The sequence below is a fragment of the Propionigenium maris DSM 9537 genome (genome assembly GCF_027925155.1).
In the GTDB taxonomy this organism is placed as follows: domain Bacteria; phylum Fusobacteriota; class Fusobacteriia; order Fusobacteriales; family Fusobacteriaceae; genus Propionigenium; species Propionigenium maris.
This window is the reverse complement of sequence record NZ_BSDY01000002.1, coordinates 112948-136441: the sequence shown is the minus strand read 5'-3', so window position 1 is coordinate 136441 and position 23494 is coordinate 112948. Positions and strand designations below refer to the sequence as shown.

Annotated in this window: 4 protein-coding genes; all 4 read left to right on the top strand. The window is 42.4% G+C overall.

Annotated features, from left to right (window positions below; translation table 11 throughout):
* Positions 1-12 precede the first annotated feature (12 nt).
* The 4 genes from QMG11_RS02455 to QMG11_RS02440 all read left to right on the top strand — a co-directional run bounded on the left by QMG11_RS02455 (position 13) and on the right by QMG11_RS02440 (position 23478).
* Positions 13-21960 (top strand): two-partner secretion domain-containing protein, encoded by a 21948-nt coding sequence (locus tag QMG11_RS02455; RefSeq protein ID WP_281833204.1) that lies wholly within the window; start codon positions 13-15, stop codon positions 21958-21960.
* A 53-nt stretch (positions 21961-22013) separates the two neighbouring features.
* Entirely contained in the window at positions 22014-22883 is an 870-nt protein-coding gene (locus QMG11_RS02450) for a hypothetical protein (protein ID WP_281833203.1), read from the top strand.
* Between the two features lie 76 nt (positions 22884-22959).
* Positions 22960-23118, top strand: a complete 159-nt coding sequence (locus tag QMG11_RS02445) for a hypothetical protein (protein ID WP_281833202.1) — start codon at positions 22960-22962, stop codon at positions 23116-23118.
* Between the two features lie 33 nt (positions 23119-23151).
* Positions 23152-23478, top strand: a complete 327-nt coding sequence (locus QMG11_RS02440; protein WP_281833200.1) for a MarR family transcriptional regulator — start codon at positions 23152-23154, stop codon at positions 23476-23478.
* The last annotated feature ends 16 nt before the right edge of the window (positions 23479-23494 follow it).

The following is a 23494-nucleotide window of genomic DNA, read 5'->3' as shown; positions in this document are numbered from 1 at the left end:
TGGGAGAACAGCATGAATAGAAGGATAAAGGATAATAAGCTAACAAAGGGATTCATAGGATGGACAATATACAACTTCTTAATGCCATATAACGTTACCGCGTATGGCGCCGGAGTGATTATCGACAAAAATACTCATGAAAGGCACAGGGCCAGACTTGGAAAAACAGCCAACGGAATAGATCAGATCGATATAGTAACTCCAGATGACAGAGGACTATCTCACAATAAATTCCTAGAGTTCAATGTCAATGAAAGAGGATTAATATTAAATAACTCTGCGGATATGAGTCTGACTACACTTGCGGGACTTATTTATGGAAATGACAATATAACTCCAGGAAAAGAGGCAAAAACAATCCTCTCTGAAGTAACGGGTTTAAAGAGGTCTGAAATAGAGGGATTCGTAGAGGTTGCAGGAAGCGAAGCAGATTTTATTCTGGCCAATGCAAACGGTATCTATATGAGTGGAGGGGGATTTATAAATACTCCCAGAGTAACCCTCACAACAGGACAGGTGCTCGATGGAGTAGACGGAAACCTAAAGCTGAGAATAACAGACGGAATTGTAGAGGTTGCAGAGAGCGGGTTTGTAAACATAGAGGAGGTCGATTATTTTGAAATCCTTTCCAGGGCTGCAAAGATAGGCGGGGTGATCTCAAGTACTAGGACGGAGAACAAAAGCACAAAGGAGTTAAAGGTGCTAACGGGAGACAATACCTATGACTATGAGGAGGCAACCCATAAAAGTCACGGAAGTGACGGAAAATATCAGTTTGCCATAGATGCCAGTGAACTTGGAGCCATGTCTGCAGGAAAGATTAAGCTGATAGCAACTGATAAAGGAGTGGGAGTAAATACTAAATCTAACTTGGTTGCAACTCTGGGTGATTTAGAGATAGATTCTCAGGGAAACCTCGAGGTAAAGAATGCGATTACCCGTCGTGGGGATATAAAGCTCAAAAGTAGTGAAGGAGATATCAGGCAGGCAGGTGAAGAGGGATTCATCTACTCAGAAAACAATTTAGAGATAGATGCGGCTAAGGATGTAAAGTTTCAAGGAAAGGGAGGATATGCAGCAGGTAAAAATAAAGTTGTAATTTCCGGAGAGAACCTGGAGGTAAAAAATGAGAGCATAGTTGCAAGTGTGGATCCGGATGAAAGGAAAGCTCAAAGCTTAAAGGCAGATATGAAAAATCAGATCCATGTTTCGGAGGATTCATCCCTGGCGGCAGGGGGAAGGATGGATCTTCAGGGGAGGGAGATAATCAATCAGGGAACCATAAGCGGAGAGGATATCTATGCCAATGCTGAAAGTATTATAAATGAAGACACTTTTTACGGAGAAGATGCCGTTACCTTAAGGGGAGGAAGTGTTGTAAATTCAGGAGATGTAGTGGGAACTAACTTATTGGAGGTTAGTGGAGAAAAGAGTTTAGTGAACTCCGGACAGCTCTACGGAGAGGGAGAAGTAAGGATAAAGGACTCCCGTAATGTCATCAACAGTGGAATTATAGCAGGAGATAAAGTTAGTGGGGTTAACAATAACTCAATCACTAACTCTGGAACGATCCAGGGGACTACTTCCATTGAGGTGACGGGGAAGGAGCTAAACAATAGCGGAACAATATACTCGGAGGGGTCTGTAAAAGTAGAGGCAGACAGAGTAGTAAATGAAGACACCATCTATGCTAAAAGTGAGATGGAGATAAAAAGCGGCTACTTAAACAATGAGAAGGAGGGAGTAGTAGCAACTGAGGAGGGAGACCTCACACTTAGCGGTGAGAGGGTTTCCAACAGAGGAGCTGTGGCAGCGGGAAGAAACCTAGAGATTATAACTTCAAAGGAAGTATCTAACCTTTCCGAGGGACAGATGGCAGCTGGGAGCGGAAAGGTGGCTCTGAAGTCGGAAGGAATAAGAAACCAGGGGACGGTCCTGGGAAATGAAGTTTCCATAGAGGGGAACCTGACCAATGACAAGGGTACTATCCTCGCTGACAAAGAGGGGCTAGCAATAGAGGGAGAGCGTGTAGAGAACAGCGGTCTGATTCTTGCAAAAAAAGATATTGAAATAGCAGGGAATACCCTGAGGAATACTTCCGATGGAAATATAATGTCTGGAAGCAGCTTCAATGAAGAGGGGGACTTGGAGAACTCCAAGGGGAGCCTTTCTTTAAGTGCGAAGGAAACAATAGAAAACGAAGGAACTCTTTTGTCCGGGGAAGGACTTTACATAGGTTCGGAGACCATTAAGAATACAGGAAATATTCAAAACCTCGGAGGCAAGGGAGAGATAAGCTCTGAGAAGGATATAGTAAACGATGGAACGATCTATTCAGAGGGAAGCCTTGACACCAAAGCAGGAAATACCTTAGAAAACAAGGGAGACATCTATTCCACTGGATCGCTTAAAGTAGAAGCAGCTAAAGTTAAAAACCAAAAGAGTATTTTGGGTGGAGATATAAGGATAGATGCAGGTAGTCTGCTCAATGGTAGTCTGCTCAATGGTAGTCTGCTCAATGAGGGGAAGAGCAAGGATGAGGATGAGGACAAGGATGAAGCTGTGATCTACTCGGAGGGCAGCATAACCCTGGAAGCAGAGACACTCGTAAATAGCGGGGGAATAATTTCAGACTCGGAGCTGGAAATAAAAGTTAAGGAGCTGGATAACCAGAAGGATGGCCAGATTGGAGGAGAGAGTGTAGGCATTGAAAGTGCAGAAACCCTTCAGAACTCAGGATTAATAATGGGAGACGACCTGGAAATAAAAGCTAAGGAGCTGGACAACCAGAAGGATGGCCAGATCGGAGGAGAGAGTGTAGGTATCGAAAGTGCAGAAACCCTTCAGAACTCAGGATTAATAACGGGGGACGGCCTGGAAATAAAAGTTAAGGAGCTGAAGAACCAGAAGGATGGCCAGATCGGAGGAGAGAGGATAGGTATCGAAACCACGGAAGGCCTATACAACTCAGGTGTAATTGCAGGGGACGATCTGAATGTAAGAAGTAAGGAGCTGAACAACCAAGAAGAGGGCCAGATAGCAGGAACGACGGTAGATATGGAAATTAGAGAAGGCCTGCACAACTCAGGTGTAATTGCAGGGGACGACCTGAAGGTAAGAAGTAAGGAGCTGGACAACCAAAAAGACGGTCAGATAGCAGGGGAGAGGGTAGATATTGAAGCTACAGAAGGCCTGCACAACTCAGGGGTAATTGTAGGAGAGGAGCTGGAGATAAAAACTTCTAATTTTGAGTCTGAGAAGGATTCGGTAGTAAAGGGGAGCAGCCTACTTACAGTTGAAGCGACCCAAATTCTCAACAGAGGAAACCTCCTGACTGAGGGAAGTGGAAGGATTGAAGCCGAGATCCTCATCAATGAAGAGGGAGGACTTCTGGGAGCACTGACAAGTGAATCCGAGGATGAAGGGGAAAGCAAGGGGAAGGAAGGTTCGCCACACCTTAGAGTAGAGGCTAAAGATGTGAGGAATTCCGGTGACTTTTACAGTGCCGGTGGATTAGAGGTTTACAGCGAAACCCTTGAAAACCAAGGAAACATAAGCACTAAGGAAGATCTGAGGCTCATTTCCGAAATAATCAAAAATAACGGTGCCGGAGAGCTAGTTTCGGCAGCCAACTTGATAATGGAGGCTGAAGAGGTAGTAAACACAGGAGAAATCCTTGCCAATGAAGACGTCCTCATGGAAATAGGGGGGATAGGACTAACCAATAAAGGCGGCCTTATCAACGCTTCGGGAGCTATCTCGGTAATAGCAGAGTATATCAACAACAACCAGGGTGAGATATTATCTGGAAAGGGAATCAAAATACATACGATAAAGCTTGAAAATAATGCAGGAGAGATAATAACAAACGGAAGTCTAACTATAGACTTAACTAAGCTAGGAAAGCACTCCAATGACTTCACTCTTACGGGAACGATATATGGAGATACCCTCATTGAAATCAGGAACTTCAGCGATATAATCAATGATCAGATAGAAGTGGTATCCAACGGAGACATTATACTGGACTCGATGGAGGGAGATATATCAAACAGCAAGGTGATATTTGCTGGGGGAGACCTCGATATAAGCGCAAAGAACTATGTGCGGAACACAGGAAGCTCTGAAGAGGAGGCCCTTTTGAGCTCGGGAGAGGGTATGAACCTGACAGCCAAAAACTACATCCACAACAGGGATTCAAAGATCTACGGGGGAACGAAAGAAACCAAGATCAGCCTTCAGGAGTCTTTTGTCAACGAGGGAAAGATACTGGGACTGGGTAAGGTGCACCTGGATGTTGCCAAGGGGCAGAAGGTTACAAATGAAGGGCAGTTTCAGTCCAACGGAGACCTTATTATAAGTGCAGACGAGATACTGCTGAGGTCAAATACATCCCTGTACGCTACTGAAAACCTAAGCCTGGTGGCAAGGCATGGGCATATCATCAACGAAGCGGGAGCTCAGATCTTGACCCTGCTGGGAGATATGGAGCTGAGGGCAGCGGGAAGCATATACAACAAGGCGGATAAGGAGAAGGCAGGAAAGATAAAGGCCGGGGGCAACATAGTTGTGGAGGCCATCAACTTCTACAACGAGGCCATAAAGTACCACGAGTATATCCATGCAAAGGAGCTTAGTAAGTATGGGTTTATGGAAATGTCGGAAGATGAACTTATGAAGAATTTCTTAGATACTCATATATACAATAACTGGATTAATAACAGTACCTATGTTTGGAAGTCTGGTCTGGGCCTAAGGGACCTCTGGGATGAAGGTAGTCTATATGATTTCGAAGAGGATTTATTTTGGATGTTATATGGTCATGGTCCTAATCTTGTTCCTGAAGACATGAGAGACCTTGTGATACACACATATAATAGCGATTTAATAATAGAGTTAAGGGATGGGGGGCACCTAAATTCTGCTACTGTTAATAAGGAAAGCAGGGATGGTGGCTTTCTTAACGGTCAAAGATATCATGATCTAACCCTAGATCTTGATTTTAATACTGCCAGCTCAAAGGATAGCATCGGGGTGAGGCAGGCTGCCCTGGAAGCCGGCGGGGACATAGAGATGAAGCTGAGCAAAGACCTGGTAAACGGCGGAGTGATAAGGGCGGACAGGAACATAGATATCACAGCCAAGGAGATCAGGAATGTAACGGAAGCTCTGGAGTACGAGACGATAGATACTATCAGAGTGGAGTTTAAGGTAAGGAGATCTAATACACAGGGAGGAACAAAGCCTTCGGTTCGAGAGAAATCAGCCAGCAAGACCACAAAAAAAGTCACCCTGGTCTCTGAGGACAAGGCCCTAATCAGCGCAGGAGGGAAGGTCAAGCTGACTGGAGACGTGAAGAACCTAACAACTGTGGGAGGAATAGCCGACAGCATAGAGGAGGGAAGAGACTCCCTGGTAGATGTGGGAGACAGAATCGATTTTGAGGATCAGGAGACGATAGATAAAGATGCAGTGGATGATGCTGACGTTTCTGTAGGGGAGATAACGGACGACACAGAAGTGGATGAAGTGGATGAAGTGGGGGAAGCAGATAAGATAGACAAGGTAGAGGGGGAAGCTCCAGATCTAGAGAGCCCAGATGTAGACCCTATAAAGGGTGTGGAGATAGTTGTAGACCCTGGAGACCATATTGAGATCCCTGAGGGAGACAACGGAATATTTATAAGGAACGACGATGTAGTGATCGATGGAGTACAAAAACCACTTATTGAAACAAATATCGACTTCATAAACGATGAAAACTACTATGGAAGCGGCTATGTCTTTGAGAAGCTAGGGGATGACTCGGAGGATGATTTCAGAAGGCTGGGGGACAACTACTATGAAACCATGCTGGTAAATGAGATGTACCTTAAGGCAACTGGCGGAAGAAAGATGGAGGGAAGCGAGTTTGATGAGATCTCTCTTATGAAGTACCTGCTGGATAACTCCGTTTTAGCATCTGATGAACTGGGACTGGTCGTGGGAGAACCCCTGACTGAAGAGCAGATGAAGAACCTGGACAAGGACATAGTATGGTATGTAAAGGAGGAGGTAGACGGAGTAGAGGTACTGGTGCCAAGGGTATATGTATCTTCAAACAATGTGCAGACGGGGGGGACAGCCCTGGATTCAAGCTCTTCTGGTTCGGCAATAGTTGGAGAGGTAGTGGAGATAAAGGGGGACAAGTTTGAAAATATCGGTTCCACGGTAAAGGGAGACAGCCTTGTCAGCATCGACGCAGGAGACATCCTCAACAAATACGGAGAAGGTTCCATGGGAGCCATAGTGGGGGGAGATATCCAGCTGAAGGCTGAAAATGACATCAAAAATATCGGTGGAAGCATATCCGGTACGGGAAATGTGGTGCTTGAAACGGTAAAGGGAGACGTCATCAATGAGTCGGTAGTTGAGAGAAACACCAAGCTGGACGGCTTTATAGATGAGGTAAAAGCAGTGGGAAGTATAGGCGGTAAAAATGTAATAATCGACTCAGGAAACGATGTGATCATGAAGGGGGGAATGGTTACTGCAACTGAGAAAGCCTCGATTACCGCTGAAAATAATGTGAAATTTGATACAATCAAGCTGGAGAGTAGCATAGAAAAGGATACCGCCCACGAGACATTTAAGGAAAAATCCACAATCCACCTGGGAAGCAGCGTAAGCGCTGGAGAAGGAGTGGGAATAAAGGCCGGCAAGGACCTGGACATAATAGGAAGCAATGTGAGCACCGAGAGGGGAGATGTAGTCCTCATGGGTGATAAGGTCAATATTTCCGGGGTAAAAAACACATTTGAGAGCGACTACAAAAGAGAAAAGAATGGTGTCTTTAGCAGCGATAAAGAGTCGATCTATACTTACAGTGAATCATTAACGGGATCGACAATCGATGCTGGAGAGGGCAGTGTAAAGATATCATCTAACAAGGACCTGGACATACTTGGCAGCACTATAAAGGGTGAAGGGGATGAAAATCTTCTTATGTCCAAGGAGGGGGATGTCAACATAGGAACCATCGCACTGGAACACAAGTATGAAAGAAAGAAAAAGACATGGGGATTTGGAGACTCAGATGCCGGGGTATCGGACACAATCTTAGGAGCCAGAGAATCTGTTCTGTCGGAACACGACGACAAGGTAAGCGGTGAGGACACCAGCACAGGACACGGTGGAGGAAAAACCGGGTACTGGTCATCTCCAGGACTTAATGAGAGTGCTGAATCGCTCCACGGAAAGGGATTTAGCACAGGTACTCACCTAAGTGAGTTCGGTGCCAACGGATCTGCTACTGGTACAATCTTCCAATATACTGAAATCGAGGAAAGTCTAGATGCAACGACTCACGAGCGGAGCTCAATAGAGGGTGGAAGCATAACGATAAAAGCCAAGAACGACGTGAACCTGGAATCGGTAAAGATAGACGCAGACAACAGCGTGGGAATAATCTCGGAAGAGGGGGATGTAAACTCAACTTATGTGCAGGATGAAGTGAATGCCAGTGCCAAGCAGACCAATGTAAGGGTAGGAGCAGATGTAGGATATACAGTTCCTCTGCTGGATATCGCCGAGGCAGCCAAGGGCATGGCCGATTACTCTGATTCGGAATATTCCAGCGGCGGTGCCTGGGAGATATTTGCGAGAGCAGTTGAGATGGGAGGAGTTTTATCCAAGCAGGATGGAACCCTAGTTGATACCTACGCCAACCTAGGGGTATCGGTTTCTCACTCTGACACAACAACTCAAAGCAAGACAGCCATAGACTCGGAGATATCAGCCAAGGATATACTTATCAGTGCGGAAAACGGTAAGGTGGACTTCAAGGGGATGCAGATAGAGGGAACAGACTCGGTATTTATAAAAGCAGAGGAGTTCAATATGGAGGCCTCTAAAAGTGAGTACCACCACAAGGAGGACGGCTACTATGTAGGAGTTTCAGCGGGAGTAGGTGGAACTGTAGGAGCTGAGAGTGGAGTAGAAGGAAGTATAAATGCCAGCATAGACGGATCCTTTGTAGATTCAAAGACAGATTCAGTAACTTACAACAACTCCAAGATAAACGGGGGAAATGTAGTGCTGGAAATAGATAATGATGCTACCTTAAAGGGTGCCAATATTTCCGGTGAAAGTGTGACTGCGGATATTGGTGGAGACTTAAATATAGAGAGTGTGCAGGATACCTTAGACCACAACTTAAAATCCACAGACTTCAATCTTTCTGGTTCTGGAAGCATAGGGCTAGACGGTTATGGAGGAAATGGAAGCGCAGGGGTAACCCATGGGCAAATAGTAGAAGAGAAGGAGTGGGTAAAGGAGCAGAGCGGCATTACAGGAGGCAATGTAAATATAAATGTAGGTGGGAACACTGCCCTGAAGGGAGGAGTTATAGCAGCTGAGGACGGAAACCTTAACTTTGCAACTGGAGGTCTGACGGTGGAGGACTTAAAGGATTCTCATATGAGAGACGGAGGCTACGGAGGTCTGGGAGTCAGCGTTTCTGAGAATGGAGTAGACAGTGTGGACGTCAAAGGCGGAAGGGTAGAAGGGTTCCACAAGGACAGGAACGTGAACTCGACGATAGGAGCAGGAAACGTAAGTGTTGGAGGAGAGAGCTTGGAAGACTCGGGAATAGATGTAAACAGGGATACTGAAAATGCTCTGGAAACAACAAGAGATGACAAGCACTTTAAGTGGGATTTCGACTATACTCTAGAGCCAAAGAAAAAGATTACGGAAGAGGATTCCAATTCTCTGAGAGATAGGGGTGAGGGAGATACTTCAAATATTTTTGTCAATAAAGATACAGTAAACAGCATCGATAAAGTAGTCAGTAAGAACCCAGCTTTAGGAGGGAAGGACAGAGAACCGAATAAAGTAACGAATAAACCGGATGTTGTGACAGAGACAAAGCCCAAGGTAAGTATAGACTATACAAGCCCTAAGGTTGACTCGGGAATCACCAAGAAGACGGAGTCTATAAAGGTAAGCGTGGATTCTGGAAAGGTCAATAAGATCGATATAAAAACCCCAGAGGTAGATTCGGGCATAAAGGTAAAGGTAGATGTATCTAAACCAGAGGTAGATTCAGGAAAGGTAAAGAATATAAAGATAGAGTCACCAGATATAGAGGGACCAAAAAAGCTTGTGGACAAGGTTGAAAAGCTCCCAGAAATAGATGGAACAAAAACTCAAACTGAAGTAGTTAATCTAAAGAAGGATATAAATGAAAGTATAAAGGTAAAAGAGGAAAAGGTGGTGATGGGTACACCGGACTTTAAGGATAAAGTAGAGGTTTCACGACCAAAGGAGGAAGCAGGAGAGGCAGCAAAGATCAAGGAAAAAGAAGCCAAGGTAGAGGAGAAGTTTGATTTTGTAGGTAAGAAGGGATCTGAAGTGGGCCTCGGAAAGGAAGTAGAGGTTGCAATCAGAGAATCCCAAGAAAAGGGTGAGGACCCCTATGTGGCCACAAATAAGATCTTATCCTCCAAGATAAAGGGTCAGGAAGACTTTTTTAAGAAGCAAGGATATAAGGATTCCATTGGAAACAACTACGATGAGATTCAGAAAAAGCAGCTCCATAAGATAGTTAAGAGAAGTGGGAATAACGGCATGAATGCTACAAATAAAGATGCACTTATGAAGTTTATGACGGACCTGAATAACTATGATTTAGGGCTGAAGGCGGCCAAGGCAGCGCATGAGGCCGGGGATGCTAAAGCTGCAAAGGAGATACTGGATGGAATCAAGGATATCTCCAAGATAAAGGTAGATTCAAAAAATTTCAAGAAGTACTCTAAAAAGGTAAAGGAGAAGGAGACGCAAAAGAATACTTCTCAAAAGAATAAAGATAAGGTGATAAAGCCTACCCAAAAAGAGCTTAATGAGGCTCAGAAAAATGGCGGGTACTTTATCAGAAAAGAGAATGGAAAACTTGTAAAGTACGATATAGAAAGTGTTTTGAAGGACAGAAAATATAAAGATGAACTTACAGGAATGGAGATATCAAAGGACGCTTTTGACAAGGCGGAATACAAGGAAGAGCTGGGAGGAAAGGCAATAAAGATTTCCGAAGACTCTGAAACCGACAGGTTCTGGGTTCAAGGAAGGGACGGAGAAGCCCCTGTAATCAAAGAGGTACCAAAGTACCAGTATGAAAAGGGGAGTGAGAAGTTCAGAGATGAGGTTACAGGAAAGGCATTTACCAAAAACGAGATTCAGGAAAGGGGAAAAATAGCTCTAGATGGAGAGGGGAAAAGATTCCTTACTGTTGATGAAAAGGGTGAAATAATAATTGAAACCAATACAAAGGTAAGGGATACAGGAAGCGAAAGGCTACAAAATAAACTAGGAGAGACCATAAAGGATTCCCTTGGAAATGAGATAAGGCTGAAGGATCTAGAGGATAACAAGGCTATTACAAAGGAGGGTAAGGGTGCAAATGTATATGAGAGTGAAGTAAGACTGGATGCCAACACAGTATTAAAGTATACGGAAAGAGAATTTACTAAAAAGAAAGAAATGGACATAATCGGAGTGGGAGGAAATAATTTTTTTAGAAACTCCGGATCATTTGTAGTAAAGGGGAGCGACAGCTTCAAGAAGGATGTGCTCCTTGGAAATTCAGAAAAAGAAGTAAAAACCTTTAAAGAGATTACTCTTATAACATCTGAAAAGAAGCAAGATATATTCTTTACAGATGAGAAAACGGGTAAAGTGATCAGGGAAAGGGAGCTGGGAGATCTTCCTTACGACGAAGCTTTGGGTGGAAGGGTTCTTAAAACCGATGATCCCGACAGGAATATCGTATGGAAGGAGGGAAGCGATGAACCAGTTGTAATGGTCAAGCCCAAAACCGAGCTTGTGCCAGGAAGTGAATACTTCTTTGACAAGGATAGCGGAAAAAAAGTAACGGAAAAGGATCTTGAGAATGCTCCTGTGAATGAACTGTTAGGTAAAAAAGCCGTTGAGATAGGGGACGGTAAATTCTTTACAAAGAATGACGACGGAAGCGTAGGGATTACAGAGATAACAGGTGTAAAGGAGATACCAGGCAAAGCATATGACCCTGTTACCAATAGAGAAATAGGGTTTGACGACTTCGATAAGGATAAAACCTACAATGATGACTTAGGTCAAGAGGCAGTAGCGATAGGAGATGGCAGGTACTTTATAAAAGACGATTCCGGTGAGATAAAGGTAGCAGAGGTGACCGAGGTACAGGAGAGGCCTGAAAGTGTAAGGGACCCTCAAAGTGGCAGGGAGCTGGCAACCGATGACTTTGAAGGTACTAAAAAGTTCAATGAGGATCTAGGGCAGGATGCTGTGGAGATAGGAGATGGCAGATACTTTATCAAGGATGACTCCGGTGAGATAAGGGTAGCCGAAGTGGACTATGTGAGGGAGAGAGCAGATGAGTACATAGATCCAGAGACGGGGGTTAAGATCAGCAGTGAAGACTTTGAAGGCCAAAAAAGTTATCAAGAAAGCTTATCTCAGGATGCTGTGAAGATTGACGCAAAGAGGTACTTTGTTAAGGATGAAGCCGGTGAAATCAAAGTAATTGAATTAAGTGAGGTTCAGGAGAGACCGGAGAGCGTAAAGGATCCTGTAAGCGGCAAGGAATTAGCAACCGATGACTTTGACAGTAGTAAAATCTACCACGATGAGCTAGGCCAAGAGGCTGTAGAGATAGGAGACGGAAGGTACTTCGTAAGGGACAAGGACGGAGACATAAGTTCTGTTAAGGTTGAGTATACAAGGGAAAGAGACGACTACTTTGTAGATCCAGAGACGGGCGCAAAGCTTACGGAGAAGGAGTTTACTCAAAGGAAGGAGTACAATGAAGCCTTAGGTATGGAGAGCGTAGACCTAGGGGACAACAGACATTTTATAATGGATAAGGAAGGGGCACTTAAGGTTGCCAAGGTAACCGAGGATTTCGAAATGATCTCACATATAGTGGATCCCAAGACTAAAAAGGAGGTAAGGGAATCCGACTTTGACTCTGCAGAGGTGATAGGAGAGCTGGGAGAGAGAGCAATAAAGATAGAGGATGGCAGATACTTTACCAAGGATAACGAGGGAAATATAGTTGTCACAGAGGTGATGAAGCCAGATGAAAACCTCTACCTAGATGAGAAAAGCGGCAGGGAGATAACCCCAGAGGAGATAATGAACGCTGCAACAGACTCTGAGCTGGGAGAGAGAGCAATAAAGATAGAGGATGGCAGATACTTCACCCTAAATGAAAGGGGAGAGGTAGAGATAGCCGAGGTTACTTCCAGACCAAGAACGGACTACGAATTCATAGGAGATGACTTCAGCAGGAAGATTACTCAGGAGGAGTACAGTGCCCTAAGGAAAAATCCGGAGCTAGATGGAAAGGTAGTAGGGCTAGAAGACAACAGATACCTTGTAATAAGGGAAGACGGGGATGCCTATGTCACTACTGGAGAGAGCCTAGAAAGAAGGGTAATGGCGGAAACTGTAAAGACTCTTTTAACGGAAGGAGTGGACACTGGAGATGCTAAGAGGCTGAGGGAGATAATATCTCAGTCATCTAAAAGCTCCAAGCTCTCAGAAAGCAAGAGGAAGGATTTAGAGGCTCTGGGAAGGATCGGAGGAGACAAGAATACCAGCGACAGAGAATTCGTCCACATAGTTAAAGAATATGTAGCGAAGAGTGAAGGCAACAACTATATGGATGACAAAACAGGAAAAATCTACGACCTGACTAAGGATAAATTCAAGAAAGTAGATTTTTCTAAGGAGAATCCGGAGTTTGTAATCAACAGCAAGAATAAGTTAGTTGTAGATAACGAAGGCAGCACGGTGTCTCTAGTATCGAAAAAAGATTTTGAAAGCACATTTAAAAAGAGGATAAAGGATGCCGCTTCCACCTGGAAGGCCCAGTTCAGTGCTTTGAAGGGAATGATCTTGGGGAGGAAGGAAGATACAGCAGAGGGAGGAAACACCAGCTTAAACACCAACAGATATGATGAAGTGAGCTTATCAGAAGTGAACCTATCCAATGAAGGTGACTCAAGAGAGAGCCTGCCACTATATGGGAGGGAAGGCTTGGAAGGATTTCTTCCAGAAAGGGACGAGGTAAGTAATCCTATTATGGATGAAGAGATAGAAGGTGAATACGACAAAACAGGAGAAGCTATAGATAGTCTATCACCGGAAGATAAAGAAATATTGAAAGATGTATTTAAGAGTGAGTATGGAAAAACCCTTGAGGAGATGAGCATAGAGGAGAAGGTTGCTATTTTAAAGCAGCTAGGAAAGGTGGCTCATAGAGGTAGGCTGGAAAGTGCGGACCGTCTTAAGGAATCAGATGCCGATGCAAGCTATAGAGAGAGGGATTTAAGTTTCTCCCAGAAGAAGGGCCTAGACTTCACCCAGCAGCTTGTTACAAGCGCCCTGCAAAATGATTTGAAGCTCAGCTCAAACTACAGAAGGCTTGAAGAAGATGTGGACAGAAGCTTCATGGAAAAAGTAGCAGGAGATGAAGTATTGATGGATTCCCTCACTAATTCCGAATATGCAGACAAACCTCTGAAAGACATCGATAAAATGGCGAGGGATTTTATTCTCCAAACGGTTATAGATTACAGGATGGAAGCCTTTAGTGAAGCCAGCGGAATTGAGACTAAAAAGATAAAACTGCAACTTGATAAAAATCTCTCAGATGAGAAGAGGGGAGTGTTTATAGCGTCTCAAGGAAGGACGCCAGACAGGGTAGTTTTAAATGCAAATCGTACTCTGGCTCAGGTACTGGACACCTTAAGCCATGAACTGACCCATAAGGAACAGGCTGAACTTGTGAAGCACAAGAGAGAATCGGAAGCTCTGGGAGTAGGAGATGACAGAAAGCTATTGAAGTATAGCGGAAGGGTAGGCGACTCTACCGAGTATGTAAATTACCTGAGTTCTCAGAGGGAGAAGGATGCCAAGGCAAGGGGACACAAGCTGGGAGAGGAGTTGAGCAGTGAAAAACTGAAGAGGAGAGAATTAGCAAGGGAAGGAGAAGAGGCTATAAAGGACTTAGATTTAATTTTAGATGACTTTTTAGAATATGATGCTTCTCTACCTGTTTTAGAATATGATGCTTCTCTACCTGGTAGTTTAAGTAATACTTTAGGAAAACCTGATATTGTAAAGGAGATGAAGAGGTTTTACGACTCCAATGAGCTGATGAATAAGTACTATGAAGTAAGCAGTGGAATAAAAGGTGAATCAGGTAATGAATATAAATTAAATTCACCTAAGCTGAAGAAATTGGAAAAGGAATTTAAAAAAGCTCAGGAATCTTATGAAAAGGAGGGGGACAAAAAGAGTTATGACACTCTTATAAGAAAGTATACAACATTTAATAATGCCCTTAAGTCAAATGAGGAAAAGATGGATAGTATACTGAGACAAAAAGAATTAAATCTGCCAGATGTTCTTGCTAAAGAGGGAGATCCAAATGACAAATATCAGGGAAAAGTTATTTCTACCAACAAAAAAGAAATTGATCTGATAAAAGTCTGGAAGAAGGAGAAAAGAAAGTTACCTAAGGAAGAAGAAGTAAACTTTTCTAAAGGCCTGACTAAGAAGAAGTATTATAAAGGAAAACCTAGCATAGTTCAGGAGTCTAAGCGACCTGAAAAAGTAGAGGCGGTAAAGGACAATACTGTAAATATCTTAGTGCATGGAACATTTAATGGAGATAAGGCCAAAACGGGATGGATAAGCTCGGATTCTTCGCAAGGAAAGGCTATAGAGAAGCAGTATGGAGGGGAGTCTGTAACGTTCCAATGGAGTGGAAAGAATCATCCAGATGCAAGAAAAGAGGCGGGAAAGGAACTGGCAAAGGTAATAGAGGGCTATAATGAAAAGGGGATAGAAGTAAATATAATAAGCCACAGTCATGGTGGAAATGTAGCAAATGAAGCATTGAAAACTATGAAGGGTGGCAAGGTGAAAAATCTAGTTACTTTAGGAACACCTGTAAGAAATGATCATAGAGTCTCTAGAGAGATTATAGAGGAGAAAACAGGTAGCTATCTAAATGTTATGTCTAATGAAGATTCAGTGACAAAAGCAGGAGGAACAGATTTTAAAACCAAGGTTTGGAAGTTTTTTACAGGACAAGCCAAAATAGGCTTAGCTCATAGAAAGGATTTGAATGCAGATAAGATCTTGAAGGTTGATGGAGCTAGTCACAATGATTTACATGGGCTGAATGTAATAAAGCTATTAAGACCTATTGAGCGACCAAAGGATATCTATACAGCTGGAGTTAACGGCGAAAATTCGCTGGAAAACTCTTTAAGAGGAAATAAAGTAGAAGATCCTAAGTGGAACCCTTCACTTTCCTCAAGGGGCGCGGAAGAAGTGTCTTTTGACAATATATTCGAAGCTTCGGAAGATAGGGGAAATGAGGAAAAGGTCAAAAAAGAGGTGGAGAAGGGAAGTAATCTGCTTAACAAAATAAAGACATTCTTTACAGTAAACAGCAGCAAGAAGTACACAAAAAAATACAAAGAATTTCAAAATGGTCTGAAGGCAAATGAAGGGAAGATAGATGCCATCTTAAAAGAGAAGGCCTTATTGGACCTAAAAGAAGGAATCTCAAAGGGAGGATTAAGCCCGGAACGGACAAATGAACTGAAGAGAGCAGCAGATCTTCAAAAGAGAAAGATTAAAGAAATATCCAAGGAGGAAGCTAAGATAAACAGGGTGCACGGAAAGGACCTGATAGGCAGCCACGTGAATGCTTTTTTAAGGACCGGTAAGATCTCAGATGAGGGGAAAAAAGTATTGGAGAAAAATGGATATACTGTAGAGAAAGCAGCTGAAGACTTTGACACCCTCATAAGAAATGGGCGTTCCAATGAAAAGCTGACTTCCTTCAGAAAGCTGGAGGTTCCGGAGAAAGAACTCATAAACAGGGTCTACGGCAACAGGATAAAGGAGGGGGATCTGATACAAGACAAGGGATATCTATTTACCTCGGAGACCCCAACGGGAGAGTGGATGGATAAGGAAAGCGGAGCCGGATATGTGTACTACTCGGTGGAAGGATATGGAAGCCCTATGCCTAAAGGAGGGTCAAAGGCCGGTGAAATAGATTACAGGGCCAATACTGTCTTCAGGGTTAAAGGGATTGAAACCGACGAAGCTGGAAACACTCTTGTGAATATGGAAGAGGTTTCAGAGGGACCACTGAAAAATAAGCCTATAAAGGATATCTATACAGGTGAAATAACTTCAAATCAGCCAGGACCAGGTGATGACACTCATGAAGACGCAGAGGGAATTACAGAGTATGATAGGGACTTTACCTCTCTAAATGAAGTGCCGGAAGATAAGGCAGGGGTATCACCTGACGTTGAGGATTCTACTAGAGTTGAGGTATCTACAGATACCTCTTCTGGGAGGAGTCAAGAAAGGGAGGAGTTGCTTGAAAAGGTCTCGAAGTTAGAAGTCGGAGAGAAATGGAAGAGGTTAAAGAAGGCAGTAGATGTCAGGTATACCCAAAGGTTATTTGAAGATGAAAGGGTTATGAAACTAATAGAGGACCCACTAAAAAGTAGGGATGGGGCAGGGGTGCTTGATCTAGATGAGGCACTTAACCTATCGGAGAAAAAAGAGCTTTTAGAGATGTTTGTTGAAAATAAGGAGAAAGCTTTTTCAGAAGCTATGAAAACAGAGTTTGAAAAAGCAAATTTAGTGTTTGATGCAAAGTTGCCAGAAAACACAAGAGGCCAGTATGATCCTAACCAGAAAAAAGTCTTAATGAATGTCGATCCAGACAAAAAATTTCTACAGTTTCTAAAAACTTCAGATCACGAATTAGAACATAAGGATCAATTTAGTACTGTGTTTTTCTTGCCTTCAGATAGCCCGCTAAGGGAGGTATTTAAAGAAAGTATAGCTAACATGGACTTTGATATGAAGCACTATAAGAATTATAGTGAAGACCCTCAGATGTATGAAGCCAGCCTTATAGAGAGGGATGCGAATAAAACTATGAACCGAACTATAGATGCCCTTCATGCCATAGCAGACAGATTACAGGATGGACCAGATGACTATAAGAATAAAGGAGGATATATAGGGATTTCTGACCCATACAGAAAACGTTCAGCAGATGTATTCATCGATAAAAATCTGATAGGGGAGGAAAAAAAGCTAAAGTTATTAAAAGCAAATAAAGAAACAGTTGAGCTTGGCTTGAATAAAGAAGCGAAGAAGGAGCTGGAGGAGATCTCTACAGCTTACCAAGAAATTGGTGAAAGATATGAGAAGGGAGAGATAACTAAAATACTTAGAGACACCATGGTTCAAAGCCTGGTAGAGAAATTAAAGGGAATGGAAGAGAGAAATAATCTAAAGCTTGACCCGACTGATAACGGGTTGAAGGTAAAGAAAGAAGAGGGGGGAATAGTAGAGAGACTAAAGAGACTTTTTACGAGGAAAAGCAGTGAGAAGTATCTGGCGCCTGCAGATTTGGCAGAATCAAAAGTAGTATCGAAACTTCCTGAAGAAGGAAAGTCAGAGACCTCCCAGCCTGATACTTTACTTGATAGTGCAGGAAAACCTGATATCTTAGCAGAGATATTAAGATTTTATAATTCAAATGATCTAATTCAGAAATATAGGGATGTAAAGGATGTATTACCAAAGGAAGAAAATAGTGAGTACAACTTTGATGCATCTAAGCTGTGGGAGTTTGAAAAGTCTACCAATAAAACCTTTGGAAACTTTAAGAAGAAGAGGGATAAAAAAAGTTATGAGAAGTTTATAAAAGAGTACACGAAATTTCAGAACGAGCTCAAATCAAAAGAAGAAAAGATGGACAGTATCTTAAATATGCAGCCAGAAAAAAAGAGGAAGGCCCTTGCGAAAATTTCAAATTCAGAGACAGATAGGAAGTGGAAGAAACTAAAGAAGGCAACAGATATAAGGTATACCCAAAACTTGTTTGAAGATAAGGCGTTTATGGATCTTATAGATCGAAACAAGGATATAAACAATATAGGTGAGAACCTTACAGAGGAGGAAAAAACAAAGCTTCTAAAACTACTGGCTAAGAATAAGGAGAAAGCTTTTTCAGAAGCAACAAAGGTGAAATTTAAAGAAGCTGAGTTGGACTTAATAGCTGATAGAACAGGCAAGGAGAAAGAGTTAGGGTACTATGCTAATCGTAAAAACAAAGTTGTGGTTAATTCTGGAAACCATAAGGATTTTAAAGAGGTAGTAAAGACTTTAGATCATGAACTGGGGCATAAAGATCAGTATGATATGATGGATAGGTTACCTTCAGATAGCCCCCTAAGAAAAGAATTTGAACAGGTCAGAGAAGACATGAAGTTTGACGTCCTATACTATGATTCTGATAATGAAGCAATGTATCTTAATAGCCTTATTGAGAGAGATACAAGAGAGAATGAGAAGCGAACCCAGCATGCTATTAAAGATATAGTATCTAGGCTATCAGATGAGAAGAGAGAAGGTCTCGTGGCGATCTCTAAACCGAAAAAAGGTTCAACACTTGCAATGGATAGATTCAGAGATATAAAGCTGATAGGGGAAGAAAGGAAGCTAGAGTCCTTAATAGCCAACAAAGAAGCAGTAGAACTTGGATTGAAGGAAGGAGAGAAGAAGGAGCTGGAGGAGATTACCACAGCTTACCAAGAGGTCAATGAAAGGCACGAGAGAGGTGAAATATCAGAATCACTTAAAGATACTATGGTTCAAAGCCTGGTAAAGAAATTAAAGGAAATGGAAGAGAGAAATGTTCTAAAGTTTGACCGATCTGGAAGGCTAGTGACAGGAAAGGAACTATATAAGCCTGATGATCTGATGAAAAAATATTACAGTGCAAGGAGTGGTGCACCTAAGGAGTTTGATTCACTTGAAAAGCTTGCAAAAAACTTTGAAAATTCTCTGAGATCCTTTGAGGAGAGAGGAGATGAGAAGAGTTATAAGAAGCTTGCAAAAGAGTATAAAAAATTTCAGGAGGGTTTAAAGGCAGATGAAGGGAAGATAGATGCCAGATTAAAAGAGAAGGCCTTATTGGAACTAAAAGAAGGAATCACAAAGGGAGGATTAAGCCCGGAACGGACAAATGAACTAAAGAGAGCAGCAGATCTTCAAAAGAGAAAGATTAAAGAAATATCCCAGGAGGAAGCTAAGATAAACAAGATACACGGAAAGGACCTGATAGGCAGCCACGTGAATGCTTTTTTAAGGACCAGTAAGATCTCAGATGAGGGCAAAAAAGTATTGGAGAAAAATGGATATACCGCAGCGAAAGCAGCTAAAGATTTTGGTGCCCTCATAAAAAATGGACGTTCCAATGAAAAACTGACCTCCTTCAGAAAGCTGGAGGTTCCGGAAAAAGAGCTCATAAACAAGGTCTACGGCAACAAGATAAAGGAGGGGGATCTTATACGAGACAGGGGATATCTGTTTACCTCGGAGACCCCAACGGAAGAGTGGTCGGATAAGGAAAGCGGAGTTGGATATGTGTATTACTCTGTGGAAGGCTATGGGAGCCCTATGCCATTAGGAGGTGCAAAGGCTGGTGAAATAGACTACAAACCCAATACTGTCTTCAAGGTCAAAGGGATTGAAATCGACGAATCTGGAAATACCTTTGTCAGTATGGAGGAGGTCTCAGGGGAATCAGAGAAAGGAAAGGCTATAAAAGATATATATACAGGTGAAGCAAATGCCCGTAGACCTTTACCACCGATTCCACAGTCTGGAAAAGAAGACGGTTATAAACCTTTGGATAATGATTATGCCGGGAGCGGCTCAACTTCAGGAAGCATAGCCTCGGTTGAAAGTGACTATGAAGATGTCGATGGAAGTTCAGGCAGTATAGCTCAGGGAGAGGCAATCTATGATGATCCAATAGAAGTGAAGTTAGGAAGAAAAGATGAGGTCTCGGTATCCTATGATGACGTAGAGGTGTTCGTAGAAAATGATCTATATGAATCAGGAGGGGGTGAGGATGAAGAGCTCGACTTAAACTCGGACTCTGTAGCCTCGAATGAAGATGCATATGGTTATGTCGCGGATGGCTATGAGCCTGTAGGGAATGCTCCAGCAGGATTCAATGCAGAAAAGCCCCAGGGTCCTAAACCAAAGAGAGTCCTCCCACAGATATCTTTGCCATTAACTCCACAGTCTGGAAAAGAAGATAGTTATAAACCTTTAGATGACGATTATGCCGAGATCGGTTCAACTTCAGGAGGCATAGCTTCGAGTGAAAGTGACTATGAAGATGTCGATGGAAGGTCAGGTAGCATAGCTCAGGGAGAGGCAATTTATGGTGACCCAACTGTTTATGATTTCATTAAAGATGGGGATCTAGATCCTGAAGAACTCTATGATGATGTAGTGCTCCCCAAAGAAAAAAAGGGTTTTATGGACAGAGTAAAGGATCTTTTCAGAGGAAAGAGCAGTGAGAAGTATCTGGCGGGTACAGACTCAAAGCTTCCAGGGAAAGAGAGCTCAGAAAACCCTCTAAATGAATCTGGAGGGGAGGAGTATAGTGACCTACATGATGAGACTTATAAGGAGATCAGAGATAATGACGTAGAGGAGTTTGTAGAGAATGAGCTATACGTTTCAGGAAGGAGTGGTTCCGAAGAAGCAGGAGGTCCAGCCTCGACTGAGAGTGACTATGAAGATGTCGATGGAAGTTCAGGCAGTGTAGCTCAGGGAGAGGCAATTTATGGTGATCCAACTGTTTATGATTTCATTAAAGATGGGGATCTAGATCCTGAAGAACTCTATGATGATGTAGTGCTCCCCAAAGAAAAAAAGGGTTTTATGGACAGAGTAAAGGATCTTTTCAGAGGAAAGAGCAGTGAGAAGTATCTGGCGGGCACAGACTCAAAAGTTCCAGGGAAAGGAAGTTCAGAGAGTCCCATCTATGATTCAGCAGGAAATGAGTATGAAGAGATAAATGAATTGAACTTAGATAGGGGAAGAGAAGCTGAGGATGCAATATCCTATGATGATGTAGAGGTGTTCGTAGAAAATGATCTATATGAATCAGGAGGGGGTGAGGATGAAGAGCTCGACTTAAACTCGGGCTCTGTAGCCTCGAATGAAGATGCATATGGTTATGTCGCGGATGGCTATGAGCCTGTAGGGAATGCTCCAGCAGGATTCAATGCAGAAAAGCCCCAGAGACCTTTACCACCGATTCCACAGCCTGGAAAAGAAGATAGTTATAAACCTTTAGATGACGATTATGCCGAGCTCGGTTCAACTTCAGGAGGCATAGCTTCGAGTGAAAGTGACTATGAAGATGTCGATGGAAGTTCAGGCAGTGTAGCTCAGGGAGAGGCAATTTATGGTGATCCAACTGTTTATGATTTCATTAAAGATGGGGATCTAGATCCTGAAGAACTCTATGATGATGTAGTGCTCCCCAAAGAAAAAAAGGGTTTTATGGACAGAGTAAAGGATCTTTTCAGAGGAAAGAGCAGTGAGAAGTATCTGGCGGGCACAGACTCAAAGCTTCCAGGGAAAGAGAGCTCAGAAAACCCTCTATATGAATCTGGAGGGGAGGAGTATAGTGGCCTACATGATGAGACTTATAAGGAGATCAGAGATAATGACGTAGAGGAGTTTGTAGAGAATGAACTATACGTTTCAGGAGGGAGTGGTTCCGAAGAAGCAGGAGGTCCAGCCTCGACTGAGAGTGACTATGAAGATGTCGATGGAAGTTCAGGCAGTGTAGCTCAGGGAGAAGCAATTTATGATGATCCAACTACTTATGAGATGATCGGAGATGAGGATCTAGACCTCCTGAAACCAAAGAAAACAGCTAAGGGAAAGAAGGGGAAGAGGGAGAAAGCAATGGTACTTTATTCCAAAGACTCTCCCTCTCAAAGTACAGAGAAAATTTCAAAGTTAGAAACAGGGAATAATGGAAGAGGCTAAAGAGTGCAGTGAATGTAAGGTATACTGAAAATTTATTAAAGGATAGGGGAGTTATGGCAACGTTAAGAAGTTACTATGATCCTAAAGAAAAGTCGGTAATGGAGAGCTTAAATGAAAGATTGGATGCTTATCAGCGAGCTGACCTCTTAGAAGCATTTGCTAAAAACAAGGAAAAAGCTAGCTCTAAAGCGAATAAGATTAAGTTTGAAGAAAGTATTTTGGATTTAAGGAGCTACGATCTTGGGGAGAGAACTAATGGTCAATTTTCATCAAAAGGAATTTTATGGCCAAGTATTATCAGGCTATCTTATAAGCTGGCAGATGAGAAGTTTAGCCGACAAGTTGCTGTTTTGGATCACGAGTTAACACACAAGGACCAGCATGACTTAACAGCAAATACTTCTGTTAAAAGAGCAAAGAAAGCGGGGTTAGACAAGACACGTTCAAACTTTAAATATGATTTGAAGCACTATGATGCGAGTAACAAAAGGTATTATAAAGCTAGTCTCTTAGAGAGGGATGCCAAAGAAAGTATAGATCGAACTAAAAATGCCCTTGAGACGATAGCTAGAAAAGCATTAAAGACAAATGCCGTTACTGAAGAAGGAGGATATATTGCGGTTAGTAAACCTAAGAACACCATTGTTAAAGGCTTAGAAAAAGTGGAGGTAGAAAGGGTAGATAACAACTTTAGGTTTTTAAGAGAGTCCAAGGAGACATTTACTAGCAAATTAAGCGAAAAGAATAAGAGGGAACTGGAAGAGTTACTCTTAGATTACCAAGAAATCGAGGATCTATATAAAGAAGGTAAGACAGTTAAATCAACCAGAGACCTTATGGTTTTAGAGCTGGACAGGAAAGTAGATGAATTCCAAAGGACAAATGACATTAGCTTTGACTTAGCTGAATCGGAGAGAATATAAAAAGTCAGATAAAGTAAAGAGAAATAGAGTGGTGAGAGGTTCTTAAAACCTCTTATCACCCTGGGAGGTGAAGGAAATGATAGTTGTAGCAATAAACAAATTAAGGTATGAGATAGGCCAGAGGCTAGAAAGACTGGAGGAAGAGGAAAAAAAGATAGCAATTGAAGTGTTTGAATCATTGAGTAGTTTGGAGAAGATCTTCAAAAAACGATTAGGCAGAGGCAAAGTATATTAAAAATTTATTTTATTGTAAGGTATGAGGTAAGTTATGAACCTATTAATTGAGTTAGAACGAGATATTTTTATTCCATTGAAAAGGGAAGCTAATCTTACGAAAACGGATATGTTAATTCTTTTTTTACTACTGGAGAGTAGCAATATCACGATGTATGACATAAGGAAAAGAGATATTATAGATCCGGGATTAATAAGCAGGCGCATAAAATTTCTGGAAGAAAATGGATTTATTAGAAGGTTTCAAAATGGCCGGGCAAAGGAGATAGCTTTAGAGGAGAGGGGGAAATTTTATATAGAAAAAGTTATTTCCTTTCAGAAGAAGTATGTGAAAAAATTTATGAATTGTATTTTAGATTGAAAGATTTGGATCACTC